Below are 24,540 nucleotides of genomic sequence, written 5' to 3'. Positions count from 1 at the left end.
CAAATTTTTGCATATGTTAATTTTACAAATCATCAACATCTTTCTACAGGGAGGGAGAGTTGTATGAGAAAAGCCTTTTTGGGATTGTTTTTATTACTTAGCTTTAGTCTATTTGCGGCTATCAAGATAGGTGCACTCTTACCACTTACAGGAGGGGTTTCTGCGTTCGGTGATTTAGTGAAAAAAGGTATTGAACTGGCTTGGGAAGAGAAGAACACTGTTTTAGGAGAGAAGATAGAAGTTGTTTACATGGACACAAGAAGTGAAAAAACAGAAGCAGCAAACGGTATAGCAAGACTTATCGACAAAGAAGGCGTTATAGCTGTCGTGGGTGAAGTGATCAGTGGTAACTCTATGGCTGCTGGAGAAATAGCTGAGAAGAAAAAAGTGCCTATGGTAAGTCCGTCATCAACCAATCCACTTGTGACACAAGGAAAGAAGTTTGTTTCACGAGTATGTTTCATCGATCCATTGCAAGGTACAGCACTTGCTGAATTTGCATTTAAAACATTGAAAGTCAAAAAGGCAACAGTTTTCACAGACGTTGAACAAGATTATAGTGTGGGACTTTCAAATTATTTTATGGAAAGGTTCAAAAAGCTCGGTGGACAAGTATTACAAGTGCAATACAAATCGGGAGACCAAGAGTTCAGTGCTCAACTTTCTCAGGCTCTATCATTCGGTAGCGAAGCCATAGTCGTAACTGGTTATTATAACGAAATTGCACTTGTTGCCCAGCAGGCGAGGGCACTTGGATACAAAGGACACATTCTTGCGGGTGACGGTGCAGACGCACCAGAACTGATAAAGATTGGAGGACAGGCAGTTGAAGGAATATACTTTTCCGACCATTTCCATCCAGATGCACCAGTTACCAACAAATCGAAGAAATTTGTTGAAGCATTTACGAAAAAATATGGTGTAAAACCATCTACACTTTCAGCACTTGGCTACGATGCTTACATGCTTGTTGTCGAAGCAATTGAGCGCGCAGGAACTAAGAAACCTGAATTGATCGCAACTGCTATCAGAGCAATCAAAAACTTTGAGGGGGTAACTGGAATAATAACTATAGATCAAAATGGTAACGCAACAAAAGATGTTGTAATATTAACCGTTAAAAATCAACAGTTTTCCTTTGCAGCGAAAATTTCCGCAAATCAGTTGAAATAGAATATTAAAAAGTGAGTGGCGAAAGCCACTCACTTTTATACTCATCTAAAAAAACGTTGGGAGGTGGTACGTCGTGAAGAAGTTTACAGTATTTATTTTGCTTCTACTTACCCTCGGTATCTTCGCAGAGATTAAGATCGGTGTGCTTTTGCCACTCACTGGTGGTATTTCGGCTTTTGGAGAATGGACAAAAAAAGGTATTGAACTTGCCTTCGGTCAAAAAGGTACAGTTTTAGGTGAAAAAATTAAACTTGTTTACGCAGATACGAGAAGCGAGAAAACCGAAGCGGCAAATGCGATGGCAAGATTGATTGACAAAGAAAAAGTTGTTGCAGTAATTGGAGAAATTGCAAGTAGTAATTCAATAGCGGCAGCTGAAATCGCCGAAGCGAAAAAAGTTCCTCAAGTGGCAGTAACTTCAACAAATCCGCTTGTAACTCAGGGCAAGAAATTTGTCTCAAGAGTCTGTTTTATCGATCCACTTCAAGGTACAGCACTTGCTGAATTTGCAGCAAAAAATCTTAAAGCAAAGAAAGTAACAATATTCCTTGACATTGAACAAGATTACAGCGTGGGATTAACAAATTACTTCACGGAGAGGTTTGAGAAAAAGTACAATGGTAAAATACTGAAAGTGCAGTATAAATCAGGTGACCAAGAGTTCAGTGCCCAGATATCACAAGCATTATCGTTCGGTAGTGACGTAATAATGTTCACAGGATACTATAACGAAATTGCTCTTGCAGCTCAACAAGCAAGAGCCATGGGTTATAAAGGTTATTTTATCGCTGGTGATGGTGCTGATGCGCCTGAGTTAATAAAGATAGGTGGTCAAGCTGTTGAGGGATTGTATTTCACAACACATTACGTTCCTGAAGCAGCGAACACGAAATTAGCAAAAGATTTTGTTGAATCATTCAAAAAGAAATACAACACGTTACCTGCGATGAATGCTGCTCTTGGTTACGATGCGTATATGCTTATAATTAATGCAATTGAACGTGCGAATTCAAAGGATCCCGTTAAGATAAACGCTGCAATTAGAGCGACAAAAGGTTTTCAAGGAGTCAGTGGTACGATAGATATTGATGAAAATGGCAATGCTATTAAAGACGTAATAATCGTTCAGGTAAAGAACGCAAAATTTACCTATGTAACAAAGATAGAACCTAAGGACTTAAAATAGGATTTGAATTCCGGACTCTGTAGTTCCGGAGTCCGGAATTCCAAATGTTTTCAAGGAGGGATGGATATTGAGCCTTAATCCAGTGATTTTGATCCAGAATTTACTCAATGGTCTTATGGTGGGCGGTTTGTATGCGCTTATAGCTGTGGGATACACAATGGTTTATGGTATTTTGAGACTTATAAATTTTGCATTTGGTGATGTTATGGTTATGGGCATATACTTTGCTTTCTATGGTGCTACGCTAATAAGATTTAACTTCCCATTTGCGGTGATTTTTTCTTTATTAGCAACGGCTGTTTTGGGTTTACTCATTGATAAACTGGCATACAAACCTTTGAGAAACGCTCCAAGAATTTCTGCCCTGATTACGGCAATAGGCGTTTCGTTTTTCATCGAAAGCTTTGCAGTTGTGTTTTTTGGACCAAATTACAAAGCATTTTTGGAAGCTCTTGAAAATAAGACTATAGCTTTTGAATCGTTTATTGTCGGTGGTGTATACCTCCCAAAAATCATATTCATAATCCTTAGTATTACCGCAATAGCTTTGTTGGTTTTATTTTTGATAGTTTACAAAACAAAAATAGGTATGGCAATGCGTGCAATATCTGCCGATATACCGACAACATCTTTGATGGGTATAAACGTGGATAACGTCATTGGTTTTACCTTTGCAATTAGTTCAGCCTTAGCAGCCCTTGCAGGTGTTATGTGGGCACTTAGATATCCAAGCTTTTATCCATACACTGGTTTTGTTCCAGGTTTAAAGGCATTCATAGCCGCTGTTTTTGGAGGCATAGGCTCAATCGGTGGAGCTGTACTTGGTGGTATATTGCTTGGTGTAATCGAAATGATGATAATTACGCTTTTTCCAACGCTTATGCAATACAAAGATGCATTCGCATTTATAATACTCATCTTCATATTGCTTGTTAGGCCTGCAGGATTACTTGGAAAACGTGCCATAGAGAAAGTTTGAGGTGAAAGATGATGAGAAGCAACACAAAAAGAGACATAACCCTTACAACTCTATTTATAATACTTGTCATTATCTTCCTTTGGATAGCCTATATTAAATTCGATACCTACCAAAAACAAATTCTTTCGTTAATGGCGATATACGGTATCATGGCAGTTAGTTTGAATCTTGTTAATGGTATAACCGGAGTATTTTCACTTGGTCACGCTGGATTTATTCTACTTGGCGCCTATACTTCTGCACTTTTAACTATACCTCCTGATCAAAAAGCAACGATATTTATAATACAACCACCAAGTCCATTCATCGCAAATTTACATACAGACTTTTTCACTGCCACTATCATCGGTGGACTTGTTGCTGCACTGGGCGCATTCATAATTGGATTTCCCGTTTTAAGACTTTCCGGTGATTACCTTGCAATAGCTTCTCTTGGGTTTTCGGAAGTGTTGAGAATACTTGCATTAAATTTGCAGTCGATAACAAATGGTTCTCTTGGACTAAAAGGCTTACCAAATTACACAAATATTTGGTGGAGTTGGGGTTGGTTATTTGTAACTGTCCTGTTCATAGTTAGCCTCGTAAAGAGCTCTTACGGAAGAGCCTTACTTGCAATACGAGATAACGCCATTGCAGCTGAGGCTATGGGAATAAACGTATTCAAACACACACTTTTGTCATTTGTTATCAGTGCATTTTTCGCTGGTGTAAGTGGTGCATTGTACGCACATTGGTTAACAACAATAGATCCTCGAATCACGACATTTGGTCCAATATTAACCTATTATGTACTGATCATGGTCGTTCTGGGTGGATTGGGCAGCATAAGCGGCTCCATTATCGGTGCTATAACTTTTGCATTTCTTATGGAATGGCTTAGAATGTTTGAACAACCGTTCACATTGTTTGGTAAACAATTTCCGGCTATTCAAGGTATGAGAATGTTGGTATTATCTGTTTTGTTCGTTATCACTATGATCGTTTGGAAAAGAGGTATATTCGGTAGAGCGGAATTGACATGGGATGGTATTATTAAATTTCTAAAAAGGCTACCTCTGAGAGGTGGTAAAGAATGAACAACCAAGAAAGAAAAACGATTTTAAAAATGGAACATGTTACCATGCAGTTCGGAGGTCTTGTTGCTGTAGATGACTTCGATAACGTCGCATACGAAGGCGAAATACTTGGAATTATAGGTCCAAACGGGGCTGGTAAGACCACCGCTTTCAACGTTATCACAGGTATATATTACCCCACAAAAGGGAGAATCATATTCGATGATATAGATATAACTCCGTATAAACCACATCAAATAACTCATCTTGGTATAGCAAGAACATTCCAAAACATAAGACTATTTGGTAGCTTGTCGGTACTTGACAACGTACTTGTCGCACAACATCACTTATTATCAACTAAGGATGCAGATGATATACTTTTAAGACATGGTAAGGCAAAGAAAATACACGGAAGACTATGGTTTTGGAGAGCTGTACTCAAAATAAGCTATTTGAACAAGGAAAAAGAAATGAGATTCAAGGCTATGGAATTACTCAGAAAAGTTGGATTAGAACATTTGGCATACGAATTGGCATCGTCATTACCGTATGGTCAACAAAGAAAACTCGAAATAGCAAGGGCACTTGCCACAGAACCGAAACTACTTTTGCTAGACGAACCTGCGGCTGGTATGAATCCGAAAGAATCAGAGGAACTCATGGAATTTATCCGATACATAAGAGATGAGTTCAAACTAACGGTAATACTAATTGAGCACGACATGAAAGTTGTCATGGGAGTGTGTGAAAGAATAATAGTAATGGATTCTGGGAAAATAATCGCTGAAGGAACACCACAAGAAATAAGCCGAAATCCAAGAGTTATAGAAGCTTACCTTGGTAAGGAGTGGGAACATGCCGGTGCTTGAAGTTGAAGGGCTACATGTATTCTACGGCTCCATACACGCTATCAAAGGCATATCTTTCAAAGTAGACCAGGGAAAAGTAATAACACTTATAGGTGCAAATGGTGCGGGGAAAACAACCACACTTTCCACAATTGCAGGACTAGTAAAAGCAAAAAGAGGTAGAATCATATTTCAAGGTAAAGAAATCCAAAACCTTGCACCTCATAACATAAATAGACTTGGAATCTCACTCGTTCCAGAGGGAAGACGTATATTCCCGAATCTAACCGTAATGGAAAACTTGATGATGGGTGCTTACAATAGAAAAGATAAAGACGGAATTAAACAGGATCTTGAATGGGTTTTTTCACTTTTTCCAAGACTTGCGGAAAGAAAAAATCAACTTGGTGGTACACTCTCTGGTGGAGAGCAACAAATGCTTGCCATTTCTCGAGCGTTAATGAATAAACCAAAATTGCTTATGATGGATGAACCATCACTTGGACTTGCACCGATTCTTGTTGAAGAAGTCTTTGAAATAATCAAAAAACTCAATTCCGAAGGCATAACAATATTGTTAGTTGAACAAAACGCAGTTGGTGCGCTTAACATATCGCACTATGGTTACGTATTAGAGGTTGGTAACATAACATTAGAAGGTGAATCAAAAGAATTACTCAAAAACGAACAAGTTAAGAAAGCGTACCTCGGATTATAAACTAACGAAAAGGCTTCAGACAAGATCTGAAGCCTTTTTTAACATTTCCAGCTTTTCTTGATATTTTCCACTATAGACTCAGCAGTTTTAGTTGCTGCAATTCCACCTAAACCTGTCTCTCTTAAACTTTCTGGCAAAGCTTTCCCAACATTGTACATTGCCTCAACAACCTCATCGAACGGTATAACACTCTCTATACCAGCTAACGCCATTTCACTACAAACAATTGCTACATTAACTGCTGAACCGTTACGTTTGACACAAGGTACCTCAACAAACCCGCCAATAGGGTCGCATACGAGTCCCATCAAAGATTTAAAAGCCAAAGCAGCAGCATGTCCAACATATCTTGGATCTTCAGAAAAGTAATAAGTCAACATAGCTGACGCCATGGCTGTAGCAGTACCAATCTCAGCTTGACACCCGGCGGCTGCACCTGACAAAGTTGCCTTCTTGGCAACAATATTTCCAATTCCAGAACCAACAATAAAGGACCTCAGTAATTTATCTTCTGAAGCGTTTGTGAGCTTTTTCAAAGCGTAAAGAGCTCCAGGTACGACACCACACGAACCAGCTGTAGGACAAGCCACAATACGACCCATTGAGGCATTTGATTCACTCATTGATAAAGCTGCAACTGTTGCCACATGGTTAAATTCACCTATCATAAAAGGTCTGTAATTTGCAAACTTATAACCATTCTCACCCGTTAATCCTGTTAAAGTCGAAAACTTCTTTCCGAAATTCTTTTCAGCTTCCTCAAGCATAACTAACATTAATCTTTTCAAATTCATTCTAACAATTTCAGGATCTCTGCCTGTCTCTATCATTTCCTGTGCCAAAATTATCTCGCTAAACTCAAGCTTTGTACCTTCCCACACTTTTAGAAGTTCTGAAAATCTCACAAAAGCTCACCTTCTTCAAGTTTTACATTGTAAAGTTCAACAACACAACTAAGTTTCTCAAGGCACATTAAAATGGGATCTTCAATATTTTCATCAAGTTCAATTATACTCAACGCTATACCTTGCAACGCATTAACTCGTCGTAAATAAACATTAGCTATATTTGTCTTTATACAATCCAAAATATCCTTCAAAGCCCCTGGCTTATCTTTATTAACAATCACCAAAGTAGGATAGTCGCCCGTCAAAGAACATTCAACACCGTTGATCTTCGTTATACGAATCGCACCACCACCAATCGATGAACCTTCTACTTCGTTGTAAACACTTCCTTTCCAAGCCTTAATAAGCACCGTGTTCGGATGCACATCACCAAGATCTGCCATCTCAAAAGAATAGTCTATATTATGAGCGTTCGCAATATCGTAAGCATTCTTCACATTATTATCGTCAGGTTTTAATCCCAACACGCCTGCAAGTAACGCCCGATCAGTACCGTGTCCACGGTATGTAAACGCGAAAGAACCATGTAACACAAAAACCACACGTTCTGGTGTCCCCATAAGCTTGTAGACAAACCTTGCAATTTTCAACGCACCAAGAGTATGCGAGCTCGATGGACCTATCATGACTGGACCTGCAACTTCAAGCAATCCCATCAAATCACCCCATAAAATTAAGACACTTCTTGAAAATTATACCACAACAATGGTAAAATAAATTAAAAAGAAGGAGGATGAATATGCCAAACAACAACAATCCACAAAAAAGATTTTATATACTTGCCATAATACTTCTCATAGCAATTTTTGCTTACATGTACACTATCAAATCACAAAAAATAGAATTAATACAAAGCTCAACAAAAAATAATACAATCCAAATAACCATCTCAATGCCGAAATTGAAAAATTTGGATAATATCAGATTTCAAGAAGAACTCAACACAATCATTGAAAGCAGAATTAAACAATTCATCAAGCAAGTAAAAGAAATTGCCGATCAAAACAAAAAAGAAGGTATCCCCACTCAACCTTATGAAGCAAATATCAGTACAAACATCCATTACCAAGACGAAAATTTAGCTTGCTTTATAATCTATTATTATCAATATACAGGTGGAGCCCATGGAATAACAACATTTGAAACCTACAACATCGATTTAAAAAGCTCAAAATTACTGAATCTAAACAATATTATCGAAAAAGAGGCAGAGAAAATAATCAAACAGCAAATCGTAAACCAAATAAAATTAAACCAACAGAACTTTTTCCCCGAAGCAACAGATTATATACTAAAAGACAACCTATTCACTCGAAGCTTTATCATCGAACCAAAATACATAACCTTCATATACCCATATTATGAAATAGCTCCATACTCATCAGGAATGCCAATGTTTTTCATACCATGGCAAAACATATCACAATACATAAAACACAGCGAGATCAAGAAGATAGCGAAATAAAAAATCCCCCGACAATCGGGGGATTTTGCAAATTCTTATCCTCTTAGCAACTGGAGTACATTTTGTGGTAGACCATTTGCTTGTGCAAGCATAGCCATACCTGACTGCATCAAAATCTGTTGCTTTGTGAAGGCCATCATCTCTTTCGCCATATCCGCATCTCTTATACGGCTTTCTGCAGCTGTTAAATTTTCTGCTGCTACACCAAGGTTTGCTATTGTATGCTCAAGACGATTCTGTACCGCACCCAACCTTGACCTCACCATACCAACCTTCAAAATTGCGGCATCAACAATCATAATCGTACGTTCCGCTGCATTTTGTGTTGTTACATCCACCGATTCCTTTGTGAGTCCCAAGGCTTCAGAACGCATATCATCGATACCAAGCATCATATTAACTCCCTCATTGGAACCTATTTGGAATATCAACGAATTATCCTCCATTCTCTGTTCGTCAACTCTGAACACAGCTGTATCTATAACTTCTTCATTGGGTAAAGAGCCATACATATCTATTCTCCAAATATCTGGCATCCAGGACATCACTATACCGTTCTTAACCAAAAATCCGCGTCTCAACTCACCTACAGTTGAAATACTAATCCCCGTTGACGAACTCTTGACAAGCCTAAAATCAATAGGTGAACTTACATATCCTTTCAATTGACCAATTTCTAAGACATAAGACCCCTCTTCTCCTTTGGAGACTCGCGAAGTTACATACAAATCTGCCTGATTCAAACGGTTCATCTCACTTTGGAAATTTTCAAATTGGATATTCAACACCAAATCATCACCGAGATTTACAGTTTTCAAACCTATTGAATTTAGATCTGAAGCCTTTATTGTCCCAGTTGTAATCGTCATCCCACTGAAACTTTTAACAACATATCTGACTTGATTAGTACCAACAGACTGGAATCCCACAAAAACCTTCGCATTTGTACCTATAAGTAAGGAAGTAAATGTCAAACTTGAAGCATTTGTAAGAACATTATTCACCTTCGCAACAACATCACGATTCACCGTATCAAAATACGCAGTACCGTTAAACTGAATTAAAGCTATCCTCTCGCCACCAGCAGTTATACGGATACTAATATTCGAAATATTAAGCAAAGTATTAGCTGTGCGTACATCCTTAATTAATTTAAATGAGACAGTAGTACTAGTAGTTGGTTGGTCGTATCTATACGAACCCAAAACTGTTCCATTCCTGATAGCGGTGACAAGTAGAGAATTATTGCTAACGGATTTAAAAGCCAATGTAATTGCTACACCATGCACAAACACTTGGACAAACGAGGTATAATTGCCACCTCCAAGATTGATAACAGGGATTGAGTTAGTTCCTTCAATATTCGTTCTGATGGATTCTGTCAGAAAACCATTCGCAGATACGAACATCTTTGAATCCACAAGCTTTGCCGAATAAACTGTATTCAAACTAGAATTTGCACCATCTGCAAGATCGACACTCAAAGCACCCATAAAAACAAAATTATTACCCATTCTAAAATCATGCAGATAGACTTTACCATCACCACTTAGTGTATTTGAACCAATAGTCATAGTACCAGGTGCATCCCTAAACACGACAACTCTAACTTGGTTGTTTCCAACACTTTTGAATCCAACCCACAAATCTGTGCCAATGTTAGTTGAAAGTTTTCTGTAAACAAAATCGTAAGTGCTATTTCCTACGTCCAAATAAACGTTCTTAATACTACCATTTACAACCTGGGAAGTCCACGTAGCAACAGCTTTTGTATTGAGTTTTGATATGTTAATCTCTTCTGCTTTCAAGTCTATATTACCACCTGTAACAACCTTTACATCCGCTCTGAATCTGAAGCCCTCGAGCTTTCCATCAAGGAGCTTCTTAGTATTAAACTCCGTAGCACGAGCAATCCTATCAATCTCTTCCCTTAACTGGTTTAACTCTGCTTGTAACTGATCTCGATCGACGTTCGTATTTGTATCCGTTGCTGCCTGAACCGCCAACTCTCTCATACGTTGCAAAATAGCATGTACTTCATTCAACGCTCCTTCAGCTGTTTGAATAAGAGAAATACCATCCTGAGCATTCTTCATAGCCATTTCAAGCCCACGGATCTGCCCTCTCATCTTTTCGCTTATCGCAAGTCCCGCTGCATCATCACTTGCTCTGTTAATTCTCAAACCGGAAGAAAGCCTTTCAAGGGACTTCTTCATGTCTGAATCAGTAAGAGTTATCTGCCTCCATGCGTTAAGTGCAGATAAGTTATGATTAATCCGCATAACCTCACCTCCTAATGTATATAAAAAGATAACAGAAGCGTAATTCAATATTTCATTTAGTTTTTTCTACCTTTTCCACTAAGATTCCTACGAAATTATTTTGTATTTCTTTGTATATAATCTTAAACCTCAATTTATTCATTAAATTACTGATTTGTTTATAATCTCTCAATATGGTGAAACCTGGGTAATACCACACATCATCATCTCGGTTTTCAACATTTGGTAAAGCAGTAAATATTAAGGCGGATTTTGCGTTAGAGAGCAAATTACCTACGTCATAACTTCGCTCAAATCCCGACAGAATAACAAAATTCTGACTTTTTTCACTTATCTTAATACCTAACCTTGAAAACACACTAAGATCAAAATTCGCTTTATCAACATCGTAGATTAATCGAACATCATCAAATTCTAACTTTGAAACCATTGACTGCAGAAACTCACCACTAACAAGCATATTATTTTTTCCTAAAGCATCGAATTCGCGCTTCAAGAAAATACTTATGGCATCCTCTGTTGGTAGAGGAATTGAGTAATAAAAACCTTCTTTTGAAATTTTCCATGTTCTTACTGGCTGTATGATACCTCTACACGAAAACCTTTCCGAAAGATTCCCAACCCATACCTTTAAATCATCGGCTCTGTAATAACTTGGCAAGTGCGCGGGATACAACTCGGTATACCTGTAGTTTTTCTCCTTAATATCCGCTAAAACCTCATTTTCTTCTATTGCCTTTATGTGATAAACGTAAGCAGTCTCAAGATCTTTTTTCTCAAATGCCTTAGCAAGGTGATAATAATAATTCTTAAACAAATTTGGTCTGCTTACCTGCATCAACAAATCTATCTTCTTATCGTTATCACTACTATTTATCGCTGATACATACCTTGCAAAATCATGATTCGAAAGCAAATAAACATTCTCAAGTTCGCTTTTCGGATAACTGTTAAGTGAGATTATGAAATCATTGTTTGATACGTAATACTTCCACAAATCATCCGCCACACCTTCAATATCCAGATCCAAAAGACTTGTTTTTAAATCTTCGATGATAGGTTTAATAAACTTTGATATAAGCGGATTGTTCGTTGCAGCTTTTTTGTAGTAATTCAAAGCGTTTTTTACATTTTTCAGTCTCAGGTAAGTATCACCTATCAATGCTTCTATAAGGCCTTTAAATAAAGCATTTTCCGTCTTCTTAGTGAGATCATGTAACCACTTAATAATTTTTTCTGGTTCGTAGTAATCTTTCTTCAGATAATACAAGAAAATAAGCCCTGGAATACCATGCTCGTCAAGAAACTTATCTTCTGGCGTATCGCTTAAAAAATACGAGTAAATAAAGTCATTATCAGGTTTCGCAATCTTTTCTCTCAGCCAAAATTCTAATTTATTGGCCACTGGGAAACCTTTCAAAAGCAAAACCGCTCTTTCAGAAAGCTCAACTGTATTTTTAAGCAAATTCATAAGTAGCTCACCCATAGGGAAGATAATTCTGTTACTTAATGCTTCCTCCAGCACCTTTTCAAACACATAGTTATACTTTGCAAAAAATTCTTTTGTTTTTTTGGAAAAAACACTTATGATAGCGCCGAAAAAGGTAGCCTTAAGATTCAGGTCTTTTATCGCAAAAAACTCGTCGAGATACTTGTCAACATATTCCTTTTCATCCATCTCAAGAGCGGTGGTAACCATAATTCCAGCTAACTTATCTCTCTCTTTCAAACTATTAATTGTCCAAGTGAATTTCTCCTTTTCAGCCATAACAGCATCGAGAACTTTAAAATAATCTTTTGCGAACTCAAAAGCCTTTTCATAATTTCTATCGTTGAAATATTTTATTGCAAACCCACAGTATGGATCAGGATACTCTGGTGAGAGTCTTAAACATGCATCAAGCAACTTTTCGCCTTCTTTAATTTGATTGGAGATTAATTCCATACCGAATATATACATAAATTCAAGAGCAATTGTAGGTATGTTTTGAGTTTTTGTAAGCAAATTAGCAACTTCCCACCCCACCCTAACATGTGACCAAAAATGTGGACTAACAGTTTCAGTCTTGTACAACTGTACGAGGTAATAAATCTTCTCACCGATATTTTCAGCTTGCTTCAAATGTTCTCTTATCAAGTTCGCAGTTCTTGCGTATTTTTTTTGTTTCAATTTTCTTGTCCAGATGTATCCATAGTGTATCAACGAAAACGGGGCATAAGAAACTTTCGGTTTATAAATCGCTTGGTTGTGTACGATATTTTCAAACTTAACAGTACCGTTCCTAAATACACGTGCTGAAGAAGCAACTTCTTTCATTTCAAAATTCCAATCAAGATAGCTGATAGTTGGTAAATAGACCGTATTCACGTCACTTGGTAAACCTTCAAGATAATTTCTTAATCCTTCCTTCATTTCTGGAGTAGCTTCTTCATCGGCATCCACAATAAATACCCACTCACCAGTTGGAAACTGTAAAGAATAATTTCTCGCTGCTGAGAAATCGTTGTTCCATAGGTAAAAATATACCTTATCGGTGTATTTTTTTGCTATTTCCACGGTTCTATCTACTGAACCTGTGTCTACTATAACAATCTCGTCGACAAAGTCTTTTAGACTCTCCAAACACCTTGGCAAGTTATTCTCTTCGTCCTTGACTATCATCGCGACAGATAAAAAAGGTTTGTTGTTTTTCATTACTGCACCTCCGGTAACAATCAGAATGCAAAATCACCAAATTATAATTCAACATAATTTAAAACAACTCCTAAGTTAGGCAAATATAAAAAAACCAAGCAGCCTTGTATGGCTGCTTGGTTTTTTTGAAAGTGCTATTATCTTAACAATTGCAAAACATTTTGTGGTTGGGCATTGGCTTGTGCAAGCATTGACATACTTGATTGCAAGAGTATCTGCTGTCTTGTAAACGCCATCATTTCCTTTGCCATATCTGCGTCTCTTATACGGCTTTCGGCTGCTGTTAAGTTTTCTGCTGCCACACCGAGGTTTGCTATAGTATGCTCGAGCCTGTTCTGAACAGCACCGAGCGCCGCACGAGCACTGCTAACTTTATGTATAGCTGCATCGACAACCATGATTGCTCTTTCAGCGCTGTTTTGATCCGTCACCTTTAACGAAGACGTTGTGATACCAAGTGCACCAGCACTCATATCATCTATACCAACAAACATGTTATGACCTTCGTTTGAACCAATCTGGAAGATGAGTTGTGTGTCTTGTGTATATTTACCTTCTATCCTTGCAACAGCAGAATCAATTATTTCTTCATTTGGCAGCGCGTCTCCGAACTCTCCGATAGTATGCTCATTCGGTCTCCAGGTAAAGATTGTGCCATCTGTGACAGCAAATCCTTTTCTGAGAGCTCCTTGATTGGAGATGTTTACGCCAGTACCATCACTCTTAACTACCCTGAAGTCAAGTTGCGAACTAACACCACCTATGAACTGACCAACTTCAACTACATACGAACCTTCGTTAGCTTGATAATTTTTAGAAGTCAAGTAAATATCTGCTTGGTTAAGTCTTACGTTTTCGCTTTGGAACTCTTCGAATTGAATGTTCAACGTTAAATCATCACCAAGACTTACAGTTTTCAAACCTATCGCATTCAGATCTTGTGCTTTTATCGTACCACTTGTTATCGTCATTCCACTGTAACTTCTTACTACATACCTTACCTGATTTGCACCTACCGACTGGAATCCTACAGCGATTGCTGCTCCTCCACCTATGTTGAGTGTTGTAAAGGCCAAATTCGCATTGTTTGTTGTGACGTTGTTTCTGCTTGCAACAACCTGTGATCGACGAGTGTCGAAATATGCTGATCCACTGAATTGGAAACTGCGTAATTTTTCAGCACCTGTTGATAAACTGAGGGCAAGAGTACCTAAATTAAGCAACGTATTTCCTGAAGATATATCTCTTATAAAATTAAGGTTCAATGTTGTTACCGCAGTAGGTCTGGTATATGTTTGTGAACCAACTATTGTGTTATTTCTTCTAACTATCACTCTAATACTGTTTTGCGATGATCCAACACTGACAAGTGTCAATGTAACTGCTACACCATGAATCAAAATTCCTACATGAGCGGATGCTGCACCTCCTCCAAGGTTAAGAACTGGTACTGTTGGTGTGCCTGTCATGCTTGTTGTTATATTCTCTGCTAAGAAACCGTTTGTGGATACAAATTGCTTTGAGTTGATTAAGGTTACACTGTAAACTGTGTTAAGAGTAGCTGCAAAATCAATACTGAGTGCACCAAGGAAAGTAATTCTGTTGCTTTCAACTATATTGTTCAAATATACATGTCCATCTGCTGTTAGAGTTCTGGAACCAAGAAGTGTACCATTCGGGCTATCCTTATAAACAGTTACTCTCACAGTATTGTTGCCTACACTTTGAAATCCAATCCATAGATCGATTCCATTGGATGTTGTGAGCTTTCTGTAAACTATGTTGAAGCTCTGATCACCTACATCCAAGTAGAGAGTACCAAGTGAACCTGTAACATTAGCTGATGTCCATCCTGCTAATGATTTTACATTTTGATTGTTATAGCTTATTTCTTGTGCCTTGAGATCGATGTTACCTCCCGTAACAACCTTTACGTCTGCTCTAAATCTGAAACCTTCAAGCTTTCCATCGAGCAACTTTTTAGTGTTGAATTCCGTTGTTCTTGCAATTCTATCGATTTCTTCTCTTAACTGATTGAGTTCAGCTTGGATTTGATCCCTATCGACGTTTGTGTTGGTATCAGTTGCCGCTTGGACTGCAAGTTCTCTCATCCTTTGCAATATTGAATGTACTTCAGTTAACGCACCTTCAGCTGTTTGAATCAGTGAAATAGCATCTTGTGAGTTTTTGATTGCCATGTCAAGTCCGCGAATCTGTCCACGCATCTTTTCACTGATTGCAAGACCTGCTGCATCATCACCTGCTCTGTTGATTCTTAAACCAGAAGAAAGTCTCTCAAGAGTCTTACTCATATCCATGTTAACCATAGTGATGTTGCGCCAGCTGTTGAGCGCGTTGATGTTGTGGTTAATCCTCATAACTGTTCACCTCCATGTGAGAGTTTTTTCCTTAAATTTTTTAGCTTTTTCAAGGGCGCCCTTGGTAGCTTTGCTACCATTTTTATTATCGGAACTTGTATATCAAACTTTAGAAATTTATCTTCCAACAAAATGTGCAGATCATGTGATATAATAATTAAAATGTCTTTTCATAGTTTAACAAATTGCCTTTTTATCTAATTAAAAGGTAGGTGAGGCGGACATGAACATCTTTGACGAAATTTCGCAACTCTTGAACAACCAAGAATTTGAAAAAGCAATTAACCTTGCTCAAACGTTACCCTCTCAAACTGACCAGTTAAATGCTTTAGGTATTATCTTTTACTACACGGGCAATCTTGAGAAGTCTTACGAAAGTTTTCTGAAGGTGCTTGAATTGGATCCTTTCCATCCGGCAGCATCTTATAATTTCGCAAAGCTTGCCTACCAAAGAGGTGATTACAGATCAGCTTGGAGATTCTCCTTAAGGGCACAGCACAAGTTTGCCGGTGTTTACGAACTTGCCGCCGATGCAACAAAGGCCTTAGGAAATTTACATATGGCTACATATTATTACACTAAAGCTATCAAATACGGAGCAGCTGAAAATGTTCTCGAAAAATACAACAAACTTTTAAGCCAGCTAAGCAAAAAACAGAGTATGGTAATTTTTGCAAGTCCAAACGAACGATATTTTTCTTATCAGTTATCGAATGTGCTATCAGGTGTCTACAATGTAGAAGTCGTATTGCCAAAAAACGCTGATGAAGTTTTGAAATCTTTTAATCAAGCTGATATAATTTGGTTTGAAGGTGTAAACAACATATTAGCCGAGGTGTCGAAAAAGTTACCAAAAAATGAACGTAAAGTTATAGTAAGAATTTACGATCTTGTTGGAGGATCTGTGGTCAATGATATTAACTGGTATTTTATTGATAGAATAATTTTTTCAAGTAATGTTGTTAGAAAATTTTATGAAGAAAGATATGAGGAAGTGCTTTCTATTCCGAGAGTTACTATAGAAAAATGCGTTAACTTATCTGAGATAGTGTTTTCGAAAAGGTCAAATAAAAAGATCGCGCTTATATGTGATATGAGTTACCTCGGGCTGCTTAGTTTGCTTGAAATTGCTAAGAAACTTTCTGAAAAAGGTGAATTTGAGTTCTACCTAAAGGTGCCGGAAAACTCTCCCGTTGAAGTTATAAAAGCTATGAAAATTTGGCTGAAGAAATACAATCTTGACAACACGTTTTTCTTATCACCTGTTAGTGAAAGTTTCTATGATTTTTTAATCGACAAGGATGTCGCGATTTTTTATACCTTTTCGGAAGAAATTAGTTACTTTATCCTCTTGTCTATGGCAATGGGACTACCAACATTTGTATACGAAGCCAATGAGATTATAGGTCAGAACCTTCCGAAAGAATGTGTTTTTGGCTCGATTGAAGAAGTTGTTTCAAAAATAATTTTGAAAGACTTGAATCCGGTTATTTTGAGAGAATTCGTCGAAGAAAATTATCCACTTGAAAGAGAGATTGAAAGTATTATAAATTTAATTGAGCAAATAGATGAAGATGAGTTGTTCTCGGAGATGATTTTATATGTTTTAACAAAAACATGTTCATCACATTTATCGGATGAGGTGAGATATAGTGAGTAATCATTCACAACTCCTGACGAACTTTCAGAAGGTTTGCGAGCTTTCTTCAGACGAAGATATAAAGAGCTTTATTTGCAATAATATTGATCTTAACAATTACAGGCATGATATTCTTGATATATCTATTGATTTGAGAAAGGGTAGCTTTCAAAGAGCAAAAGAAAAGTTTGAAAAATTGCAGGAAAATGAATACTTTCTACCTTATGTGTTATTAAAAGGCATTGTACAGGATTTAAGTGGCGAACAAGAAAAGGCAAATGAATCTTTCGTGCGAACCATCTTTTTATCTAAAAAACTATCCTTAAGGGATGCAATTGTTACTGCGTTTTCGAAAAAATATCCGGAAGTTTTGAAAGCAAAAAGTTTTATTGAGGATTTGAAAACACACAAACTTAGAATCTTGCATGGAACAATAGAAATAGCCAACCAGATGTATACTTACGTTTCTGGATTAAAAAGTATGGGAATATTTGCAAGATCGTTGAACTATTTTCCAACTTATTTAGGATACAAGAGTGATTATAATATTGAAATCGGTAAGGTTGATAACGACATCATAAATCAATTTATAAATTCTTTTGATATCTTTCATTTTCATTTTGGTTCAAGCCTTCACCCTCAAAACGCTGATTTACCTTTTCTTAAGTCCATAGGTAAAACTTCTTTAATGCAGTATTGGGGTTCAGATGTCAGAACTTTGTCTAAGGCTTTGGAATTCAATCCTTACGCAAGGGTAAAAGAACGGGATGAGTTAGTTTTAAAAAGATTGGACTTTGTGTCAAAGTATATTGATCATTGCATTGTTGAATTTACACTTTCAGAATATGTAAAAGGTTATTTTAAACGCACACATTTTCTACCTCAGGCTATTAATCTGAGTATATATCCTTATAGTTTGAAAGAACCTGGGGAGAAAATAATCATTGCGCATGCACCTACAAGTCCAGAGATAAAAGGTACGGAAACAATAACTTCTGTTGTTGAAAAATTGAAAGAAAAGTACCCTATAGAATTCATTTTGATTAAAGGAATACCACATAGTGAAGCTAAAAAAATATATATGAAAGCCGATTTGGTAATTGATCAATTACATTCCGAAGGATATGGATTGCTTGCAATTGAGTGTATGGCATTAGGCAAGCCTGTGGTTGTTTCTGTACCAGATTATTTTGTTGAAAAGTATCCTCCAGACTTGCCTGTAATAAGAGCAAATCCAGATAATCTTTTAGAGGTTTTAGAAGATTTGATAAAAAGGAAAAACGAGTTTACCGAAATTGGTAAGAGAGCAAGACTCTACGTTGAAAGGTATCATGACATTGAAAAAATAAAGTATGATTTAGTGCATTTGTACTACAATATTATGAAGGAGGATGGAAAGTTTGATAGAGGGTAAGAAAATTTTCATAACCGGTGGTGCTGGATTCATAGGTACCAAAATTGCGGAAAGATTGTATGAAAAGAACGAGATCGTTTTGTATGATAATTTGTGGAGAAATTCTATGAAAGATTCGTTTATTACTGATTCTCCAAATGTGAAACTCGTACAAGGCGATGTGGTTAATTTTGGTTTTTTAAAATCTGTGATAGACGATTTCAAACCAAATGTAATTATTCACTTAGCTGCCATTGCAGGTGTAGATACGGTGATAAAATATCCAGTCAAAACGATGCAGATTAATATTGTTGGTACATATAACGTACTTGAAGCAGTAAAAGAACTTCAACTGCACAGATTTTTAAATTTCTCAACTTCAGAAGTCTTTGGTTCTTACGCTTACAAGGTAGGGGATGATGCACAAAGCAGTTTATCAACTGTTGGAGAAGCAAGATGGACTTATTCTGTTTCTAAACTCGCCAGCGAGCATTTGTGTTATGCGTATTATAAAGAATACAAAATACCTGTGGTCATAATTAGACCATTCAACGTATACGGTCCTGGTCAGGTTGGTGAAGGGGCAATTCATAAGTTCGTTTGTCGAGCGCTTAGAAATGAAACCTTAGAAATCCATGGTGATGGTGACCAGATTAGATCTTGGTGTTATATTGATGATTTCGTAGATGGAGTTCTCCTAAGTTTGGAAAAAGAGCAAGCGGTTGGACAAGCTTTTAACATAGGGAATCCAAGGGGTACAGTTACTGTGAGAATGCTTGCAAGATTAATAAAAGAAATCTCTGGCTCAAGATCAGATATTGTACATGTTCCAAAAACGTATGTTGATGTAGAGTTGCGAATACCAAGCATTGAAAAAGCTAAAAATTTGCTTGGTTTTGAACCGAAAATCGATCTTGAAGAAGGGCTCAAGAAAACAATAGATTGGTATAGGGAGAAGATGTTGGGATGATTAAACTAAGCGCTCCAGACGTTGGTGAAGAGGAACTTGCGGAAATTAAAAAAGTTTTAGAGAGTGGTTGGCTTATTCAAGGCGATAAAGTATATGAGTTTGAAAATATGGTCAAAAGATATCTGAATGTGAAGCATGTGCTAGCTGTAAGCAATGGCACAGCTGCATTACACCTTGCCCTTTTGGCACTTGGTATATCTCAAGGAGATGAAGTTATAGTTCCGGATTTCACCTTTCCAGCAACTGCGAATGTTGTAGAAATGATTGGCGCTAAGTGTCAATTTGTCGATGTGGATATCTCAACGTTTAACATTGATCCTGAAAAAATAACGAACAAAATAACAGAAAAAACAAAAGCTATTATTGTTGTTCATGAATTTGGATGCCCGGCTAGGATGGATAAAATCATGGATATTGCAGACAAGTACAATTTAAAAGTTATAGAAGACGCTGCTTGCGCGCTCGGTAGTGATTTTAACGGTAAAAAGGTTGGTACTATCGGTCATGTAGGATGTTTTAGTTTGCACCCAAGAAAAAATATAACTACAGGCGAAGGAGGACTTGTTGCAACAAACGATGAAAAGGTTGCTGAAAAAGTAAGTTTGTTGAGAAACCACGGTATTAAAATTAGGGATGGAAAAGTTACTTTCGAAATTGCCGGGTTGAATTATAGGCTAACAAATATTCAAGGAGCTATCGGTATCGTTCAAATGAAAAAACTTGAGTCGATAATACAAAAACGGAGACTGTTAGCTGAAATCTACACCAATTTTTTGAAGGAAATACCTTGGATAAAATTACCGTATGAACCACTTTATGGAACCCACATATGGCAAACGTATCATGTCTTACTTGACGAAAGAATTAATAGAAATTCTTTGATAGAATACCTGAGAGCAAATGGAATCGAATCAAACTACGGAGCATATGCTGTTCATCGAGAACCTTACTACAAAAGAAAGTACGACTTACAAGATTATAATTACCAAAATTCCATAGTATCAGCGGACAGAGGACTTGCGTTACCCATGCACAGTAAATTAGATTATGAAGATATAGCCTACATAGCAAGAACGCTAGAGAAGTACAAAGTTTAAATAACACTATGGTATTAAGTAATGGGAGGGAGAATGTTGATTTGCAATGAAAATATCTGCTTAAGACCACTGAGTTTGGAAGACACGAATTTCGTGCTTGAACTTAGAAACGATCTTGACGATTCATTAAGTTACTTCAGTGATTACCCTTTATACGACTTTGAACATATAGATTGGTTAAAGAAAAAAGAAAAGGACATCGACATGATAATAGAATATAAAGGACAACGAGTTGGCCGTGTGAGGATAACAAATATAGATTACAGAAATCAAAAATGTGAATTCGGAATCCACATACATAAAAATTTCAGAGGTATGGGTTTAGCTTATAAGGCTGGTTCGATTATAATTGATTATGTTTTTCGAAATCTCCCTATAAGGAAAATATACTTGTATACCATGGAAGAAAATGTTAAAGCAGTTAAATTATTCCAAAAGTTAGGTTTTGTAATTGAAGGCACACTTATTGAAGAAGTTTTTAAAGATGGAAAGTGGAGGAATGTCTTGAGAATGGCTATTTTCAGACAGGACTCGAAAAATTAAAAGTTGAATGGAGATACGGAAATGAACATAGAAAGCGTGATAAACGAGGAAATCATTAGAAAGAACTTTTCAAAAGCCAAACAATTAACTGAACACTTTTCTGATACTTTACAAAAATATAACGCTCTTGGAATTGTATATTTTTACAAAGGCAATCTTGATTCGGCAAAGAATATGTTCGAAGAGGTTTTAGAAATCAATCGGATTGGTTAGCAAACACATTCAGAATATTTTAACTGTCTTAACTGCCTTCCATCAAAGTGTCTATTCTAAAATTAAGATATACAAACCGTACAAAGCGAAGTTGACTTGAGCAAGTTTAGATTTAAAAACAGGGGAAATGGTTATGATATAGCAATTATTGCGAACATTAGTTACAAAAAATGTCCAGTTGCTTAGTTGCAAGTTTTTGAATACCTGAATAGGAAAGTTGACAAGAGATACAAACTCCACATATCAGGTTGAGTATTGGAGGCAGGAGAAGGAGTCAGATGGATTAATTATTTAGATTATTTTGCGAATAAAATAAACTTTTAGAAAGTATCAAGTTTTATGGTTTTGTAAAGAATGTAAACGATTTTCTCGGATATAGAAATTACGTCCTATCAACTAGTATTCATGAAGGTCATCCATACAATATTATAGAAGCAATAGCAAGAAGATAAAGTGTTTTCAAAAGGTCTAAATATAAAAATATAAGCTTTCCAGACCAACCTTATATGACTCGTGTAGAGTTTCTTGAGAGAATTTGCACAGGAAAGAATGAGGTTCATATTGGTTTTGCAGATCATTTGTAGAGAATAGAAAGTAAAGTTAAGAATGATCAATATTTACACAAGCAATTGATAAATGTTGCTAAAAGATGTTTTGGAAAGATACTAACTGTGATGCTATTGAGTTTGTTAAAACTAAGTACAATATTGATAATGTTTATTCTCTGGACGTTTTAGTTGATGACTTACCGGAAGCGTTTTCGGAGGTTAAATGGGATTATGTAGTTCTTCCAGAAACTATAGAAGACGTTGATAATCCTGTAATTTTTATCAATCAAGTTAAGGTAAAATTTCAAAATATATGTGATTATTATGATTCTCACAACAACAAGTGCATTCAGAATTTCTAATTTTGAATATGCCATGAGAGGTATGGAAGTGATAAATAGTGATCACAAGTGTTGATTTACACCGTATACTTTGATAAAAGTGGTAACTAAGGTGGGGTTGAAGGTAGTAGTATGTGCTTTGCAGGTAATTTTGTTCATGAACAAAACAAAGTGCTCACTACGAAAATCCAATTGCTAAGAGAAGGTATAATTTTGATAGCAAATTTCAAAGTGTGAATTTTTGAAGAAAGAGGTGAGGTGTTTGTTTGACGTAATAGTAGTTGGAGCAGGTTTATCTGGAGCAACTTCGGCACGTATCTTGGCAGAAGCGGGTTACAAGGTTTTAGTTATTGAAAAACATAAGCACATTGCCGGACATTGTCATGATTTCAAAGACGAAAATGGTATTACCATCCATACCTATGGCCCCCATATATTTCATACTAATAGCAAGCAAGTCTGGGATTTTGTCAATCGATTCACGAGGTTTCATTACTACCAGCACAAAGTATTAAGCTATGTTGAAGGGAAGCTTGTGCCTTTTCCTATCAACCGTGATACACTTGCTCAAGTTTTTGGTATTAATATCGCAACTTATGAAGTTGAAGAGTTTCTTGAAAAGGAAGTCAAAAAGTCGAAGTTCAACACTCCAGCTAAAAACTTCAGAGATGTTGTTGTATCACAAGTGGGGGAAAGGTTATATGAGTTATTTTTCAAGAATTACACAATCAAACAATGGGAGAAAGATCCAGAAGAGCTTGCGCCAGATGTAGCAAAGAGAATACCTATAAGAACAAACAGAGATGATAGGTATTTTTCGGATAAGTACCAAGGTATACCAAAACAAGGTTATACGAAGATGGTAGAAAAAATGCTCGAGCATAAAAACATATCCTTAATGCTGGGAGTGGATTATTTTGAAGTGCGAGACTTGTTCAAAGCAAAATTAACAGTGTACACAGGGGAATTAGACAGATTTTTCGATTATATGTACGGTGAATTGGAGTACAGATCACTAAGATTGGAACTCGAGCAAGTGGAGAAAGAATACTACCAGCCGGTAGCGGTGGTGAATTATCCAAATGAATATGATTGGACGAGAATAACGGAATACAAACACTTTTTAGGAGAAAAAAGTGAGAAAACGGTGGTGTGTTACGAATATCCATTATCGAAAGGTGAACCATATTACATAGTGATGACGAAAGAGAACATGGAAAGAAGAGAAAAGTATATAAAACAAGTGGAAGAACTTGAAAAAACAAGAGAGTATATATTTGTGGGAAGACTTGCTGAGTACAAATATTACAATATGGACCAAGTAATCGAGCGAGCAATTGAGAAAGTAAATTCGGTACTTAAATGACTACAAATACAGCTTGCATAAGAATTTAAAACCGACCGAAAGGTCGGTTTTTTTGTGATATAATATGCTTGAAAATACAAAAGAGGTGGTAAGATGAAAAATTTACCTATTGGAATAAGTGACTTTCGAAAAATGATAGAAGAAGGTTATATATACGTAGACAAAACAAAGTATGTGTACGAAATGATAAGAGATAGTGAATACATATTCCTATCTCGCCCAAGAAGATTTGGGAAGAGTTTACTTGTGAGTGTGCTTGAGTATTTGTTTAAAGGAGAAAAAGGATTATTTATAGACACATGGATATATGACAAATGGGATTGGGAAAGCTTTCCTGTGGTTAGGTTGGATATGAACAGACTGAACACAGAAGATACTGATTTATTCAAACAATCGCTTGATGATGAAATTTGTTTCCTTGCACAGCAATATAATATCAACTTGAAAAGAAATACATATGATGGAAGATTTTCAGAGTTAATCGAAGATTTGTATTACAAATACAATAAACAAGTGGTATTATTGATAGACGAATACGAAAAGCCAATACTTGATCACATATCAGACAAAGATAAAGCCAAACAAATGAGAGATATCCTCAGACAAGTGTACACAAAAATCAAAAGTCTTGACAAATACCTTCGCTTTGTTTTTCTCACAGGTATAACCAAATACACAAAAGCTGGTGTTTTCTCTACTCTCAACAACCTTGCCGATATCTCTCTTCACGAAGACTTCAG

At 36.7% G+C, this 24,540-nt stretch carries 20 protein-coding genes and 3 pseudogenes; 16 read left to right on the top strand and 7 right to left on the bottom strand.

Annotated elements, in window-relative coordinates; genetic code table 11:
* The first annotated feature begins 63 nt into the window (after window positions 1-63).
* The 6 genes from N2Z58_04855 to N2Z58_04830 all read left to right on the top strand — a co-directional run bounded on the left by N2Z58_04855 (window position 64) and on the right by N2Z58_04830 (window position 5,962).
* Window positions 64-1,173: an ABC transporter substrate-binding protein gene (locus N2Z58_04855; GenBank protein MCX7653986.1), complete on the top strand. Its 1,110-nt coding sequence runs from the start codon at window positions 64-66 to the stop codon at window positions 1,171-1,173.
* Between the two features lie 73 nt (window positions 1,174-1,246).
* Window positions 1,247-2,359, top strand: a complete 1,113-nt coding sequence (locus N2Z58_04850) for an ABC transporter substrate-binding protein (GenBank protein MCX7653985.1) — start codon at window positions 1,247-1,249, stop codon at window positions 2,357-2,359.
* 67 nt (window positions 2,360-2,426) lie between these two features.
* Window positions 2,427-3,338 carry a branched-chain amino acid ABC transporter permease gene (locus N2Z58_04845; protein ID MCX7653984.1) on the top strand — a complete coding sequence of 304 codons (912 nt, stop codon included), beginning with the start codon at window positions 2,427-2,429 and terminating at the stop codon, window positions 3,336-3,338.
* Window positions 3,339-3,349: 11 nt separating this feature from the next.
* The gene (locus N2Z58_04840) at window positions 3,350-4,414 is read left to right on the top strand and encodes a branched-chain amino acid ABC transporter permease (GenBank protein MCX7653983.1); all 1,065 of its coding nucleotides are present in this window, start codon (window positions 3,350-3,352) and stop codon (window positions 4,412-4,414) included.
* Window positions 4,411-5,265, top strand: a complete 855-nt coding sequence (locus N2Z58_04835; protein ID MCX7653982.1) for an ABC transporter ATP-binding protein — start codon at window positions 4,411-4,413, stop codon at window positions 5,263-5,265. Before N2Z58_04840 ends, N2Z58_04835 begins: the two co-directional genes overlap by 4 nt.
* Window positions 5,252-5,962, top strand: coding sequence for an ABC transporter ATP-binding protein (locus N2Z58_04830; GenBank protein ID MCX7653981.1), 711 nt, complete (start codon window positions 5,252-5,254; stop codon window positions 5,960-5,962). The genes N2Z58_04835 and N2Z58_04830 overlap by 14 nt, the downstream gene beginning before the upstream one ends.
* Before the next feature lie 38 nt (window positions 5,963-6,000).
* Here the strand turns inward: N2Z58_04830 and sdaAA are convergent, their stop codons facing one another.
* Window positions 6,001-6,867 carry an L-serine ammonia-lyase, iron-sulfur-dependent, subunit alpha gene (gene sdaAA / locus N2Z58_04825; GenBank protein ID MCX7653980.1) on the bottom strand — a complete coding sequence of 289 codons (867 nt, stop codon included), beginning with the start codon at window positions 6,865-6,867 and terminating at the stop codon, window positions 6,001-6,003.
* Window positions 6,864-7,526 carry an L-serine ammonia-lyase, iron-sulfur-dependent subunit beta gene (gene sdaAB, locus N2Z58_04820; GenBank protein MCX7653979.1) on the bottom strand — a complete coding sequence of 221 codons (663 nt, stop codon included), beginning with the start codon at window positions 7,524-7,526 and terminating at the stop codon, window positions 6,864-6,866. Before sdaAB ends, sdaAA begins: the two co-directional genes overlap by 4 nt.
* Window positions 7,527-7,609: 83 nt before the next feature.
* Here sdaAB and N2Z58_04815 point away from each other — a divergent pair, with 83 nt between their 5' ends.
* A complete protein-coding gene (locus N2Z58_04815; GenBank protein ID MCX7653978.1) occupies window positions 7,610-8,335 on the top strand; it encodes a DUF3298 and DUF4163 domain-containing protein in 726 nt (241 codons plus the stop codon).
* A 35-nt stretch (window positions 8,336-8,370) separates the two neighbouring features.
* On the opposite strand, the gene N2Z58_04810 is transcribed toward N2Z58_04815, so the two are convergent.
* The 5 genes and pseudogenes from N2Z58_04810 to N2Z58_04790 form a co-directional block, all read right to left on the bottom strand.
* Window positions 8,371-8,634: a flagellin gene (locus tag N2Z58_04810; protein MCX7653977.1), complete on the bottom strand. Its 264-nt coding sequence runs from the start codon at window positions 8,632-8,634 to the stop codon at window positions 8,371-8,373.
* A gap of 1,506 nt (window positions 8,635-10,140) precedes the next feature.
* Window positions 10,141-10,617: pseudogene (locus N2Z58_04805) on the bottom strand (flagellin).
* A 52-nt stretch (window positions 10,618-10,669) separates the two neighbouring features.
* The gene (locus N2Z58_04800) at window positions 10,670-13,312 is read right to left on the bottom strand and encodes a glycosyltransferase family 2 protein (protein ID MCX7653976.1); all 2,643 of its coding nucleotides are present in this window, start codon (window positions 13,310-13,312) and stop codon (window positions 10,670-10,672) included.
* Between the two features lie 137 nt (window positions 13,313-13,449).
* Window positions 13,450-13,842 (bottom strand): annotated as a pseudogene (locus N2Z58_04795) (flagellin).
* A 1,434-nt stretch (window positions 13,843-15,276) separates the two neighbouring features.
* Window positions 15,277-15,690 (bottom strand): annotated as a pseudogene (locus tag N2Z58_04790) (flagellin).
* A 223-nt stretch (window positions 15,691-15,913) separates the two neighbouring features.
* Here N2Z58_04790 and N2Z58_04785 point away from each other — a divergent pair.
* The 9 genes from N2Z58_04785 to N2Z58_04745 all read left to right on the top strand — a co-directional run.
* Complete coding sequence (locus tag N2Z58_04785; GenBank protein MCX7653975.1) at window positions 15,914-17,350, top strand: hypothetical protein; 1,437 nt, start codon at window positions 15,914-15,916, stop codon at window positions 17,348-17,350.
* Complete coding sequence (locus tag N2Z58_04780) at window positions 17,343-18,743, top strand: glycosyltransferase (GenBank protein ID MCX7653974.1); 1,401 nt, start codon at window positions 17,343-17,345, stop codon at window positions 18,741-18,743. Before N2Z58_04785 ends, N2Z58_04780 begins: the two co-directional genes overlap by 8 nt.
* Entirely contained in the window at window positions 18,730-19,692 is a 963-nt protein-coding gene (locus N2Z58_04775; GenBank protein ID MCX7653973.1) for a GDP-mannose 4,6-dehydratase, read from the top strand. Before N2Z58_04780 ends, N2Z58_04775 begins: the two co-directional genes overlap by 14 nt.
* Window positions 19,689-20,789 carry a DegT/DnrJ/EryC1/StrS family aminotransferase gene (locus N2Z58_04770; protein MCX7653972.1) on the top strand — a complete coding sequence of 367 codons (1,101 nt, stop codon included), beginning with the start codon at window positions 19,689-19,691 and terminating at the stop codon, window positions 20,787-20,789. The genes N2Z58_04775 and N2Z58_04770 overlap by 4 nt, the downstream gene beginning before the upstream one ends.
* A gap of 36 nt (window positions 20,790-20,825) precedes the next feature.
* A complete protein-coding gene (locus N2Z58_04765) occupies window positions 20,826-21,332 on the top strand; it encodes a GNAT family N-acetyltransferase (GenBank protein MCX7653971.1) in 507 nt (168 codons plus the stop codon).
* Window positions 21,333-21,353: 21 nt separating this feature from the next.
* Entirely contained in the window at window positions 21,354-21,545 is a 192-nt protein-coding gene (locus tag N2Z58_04760; protein MCX7653970.1) for a tetratricopeptide repeat protein, read from the top strand.
* 649 nt (window positions 21,546-22,194) lie between these two features.
* Window positions 22,195-22,455 carry a hypothetical protein gene (locus N2Z58_04755; protein MCX7653969.1) on the top strand — a complete coding sequence of 87 codons (261 nt, stop codon included), beginning with the start codon at window positions 22,195-22,197 and terminating at the stop codon, window positions 22,453-22,455.
* Between the two features lie 241 nt (window positions 22,456-22,696).
* Window positions 22,697-23,800 carry a UDP-galactopyranose mutase gene (gene glf / locus N2Z58_04750; protein MCX7653968.1) on the top strand — a complete coding sequence of 368 codons (1,104 nt, stop codon included), beginning with the start codon at window positions 22,697-22,699 and terminating at the stop codon, window positions 23,798-23,800.
* A gap of 93 nt (window positions 23,801-23,893) precedes the next feature.
* Window positions 23,894-24,540: AAA family ATPase (locus N2Z58_04745; GenBank protein ID MCX7653967.1), on the top strand; the 647-nt coding region annotated here is incomplete at its 3' end.

It is taken from the genome of Fervidobacterium sp. (assembly GCA_026419195.1).
GTDB lineage: Bacteria > Thermotogota > Thermotogae > Thermotogales > Fervidobacteriaceae > Fervidobacterium.
The sequence above is the reverse complement of the archived record's forward strand: the minus strand, read 5'-3'. Positions and strand labels throughout refer to the sequence as shown.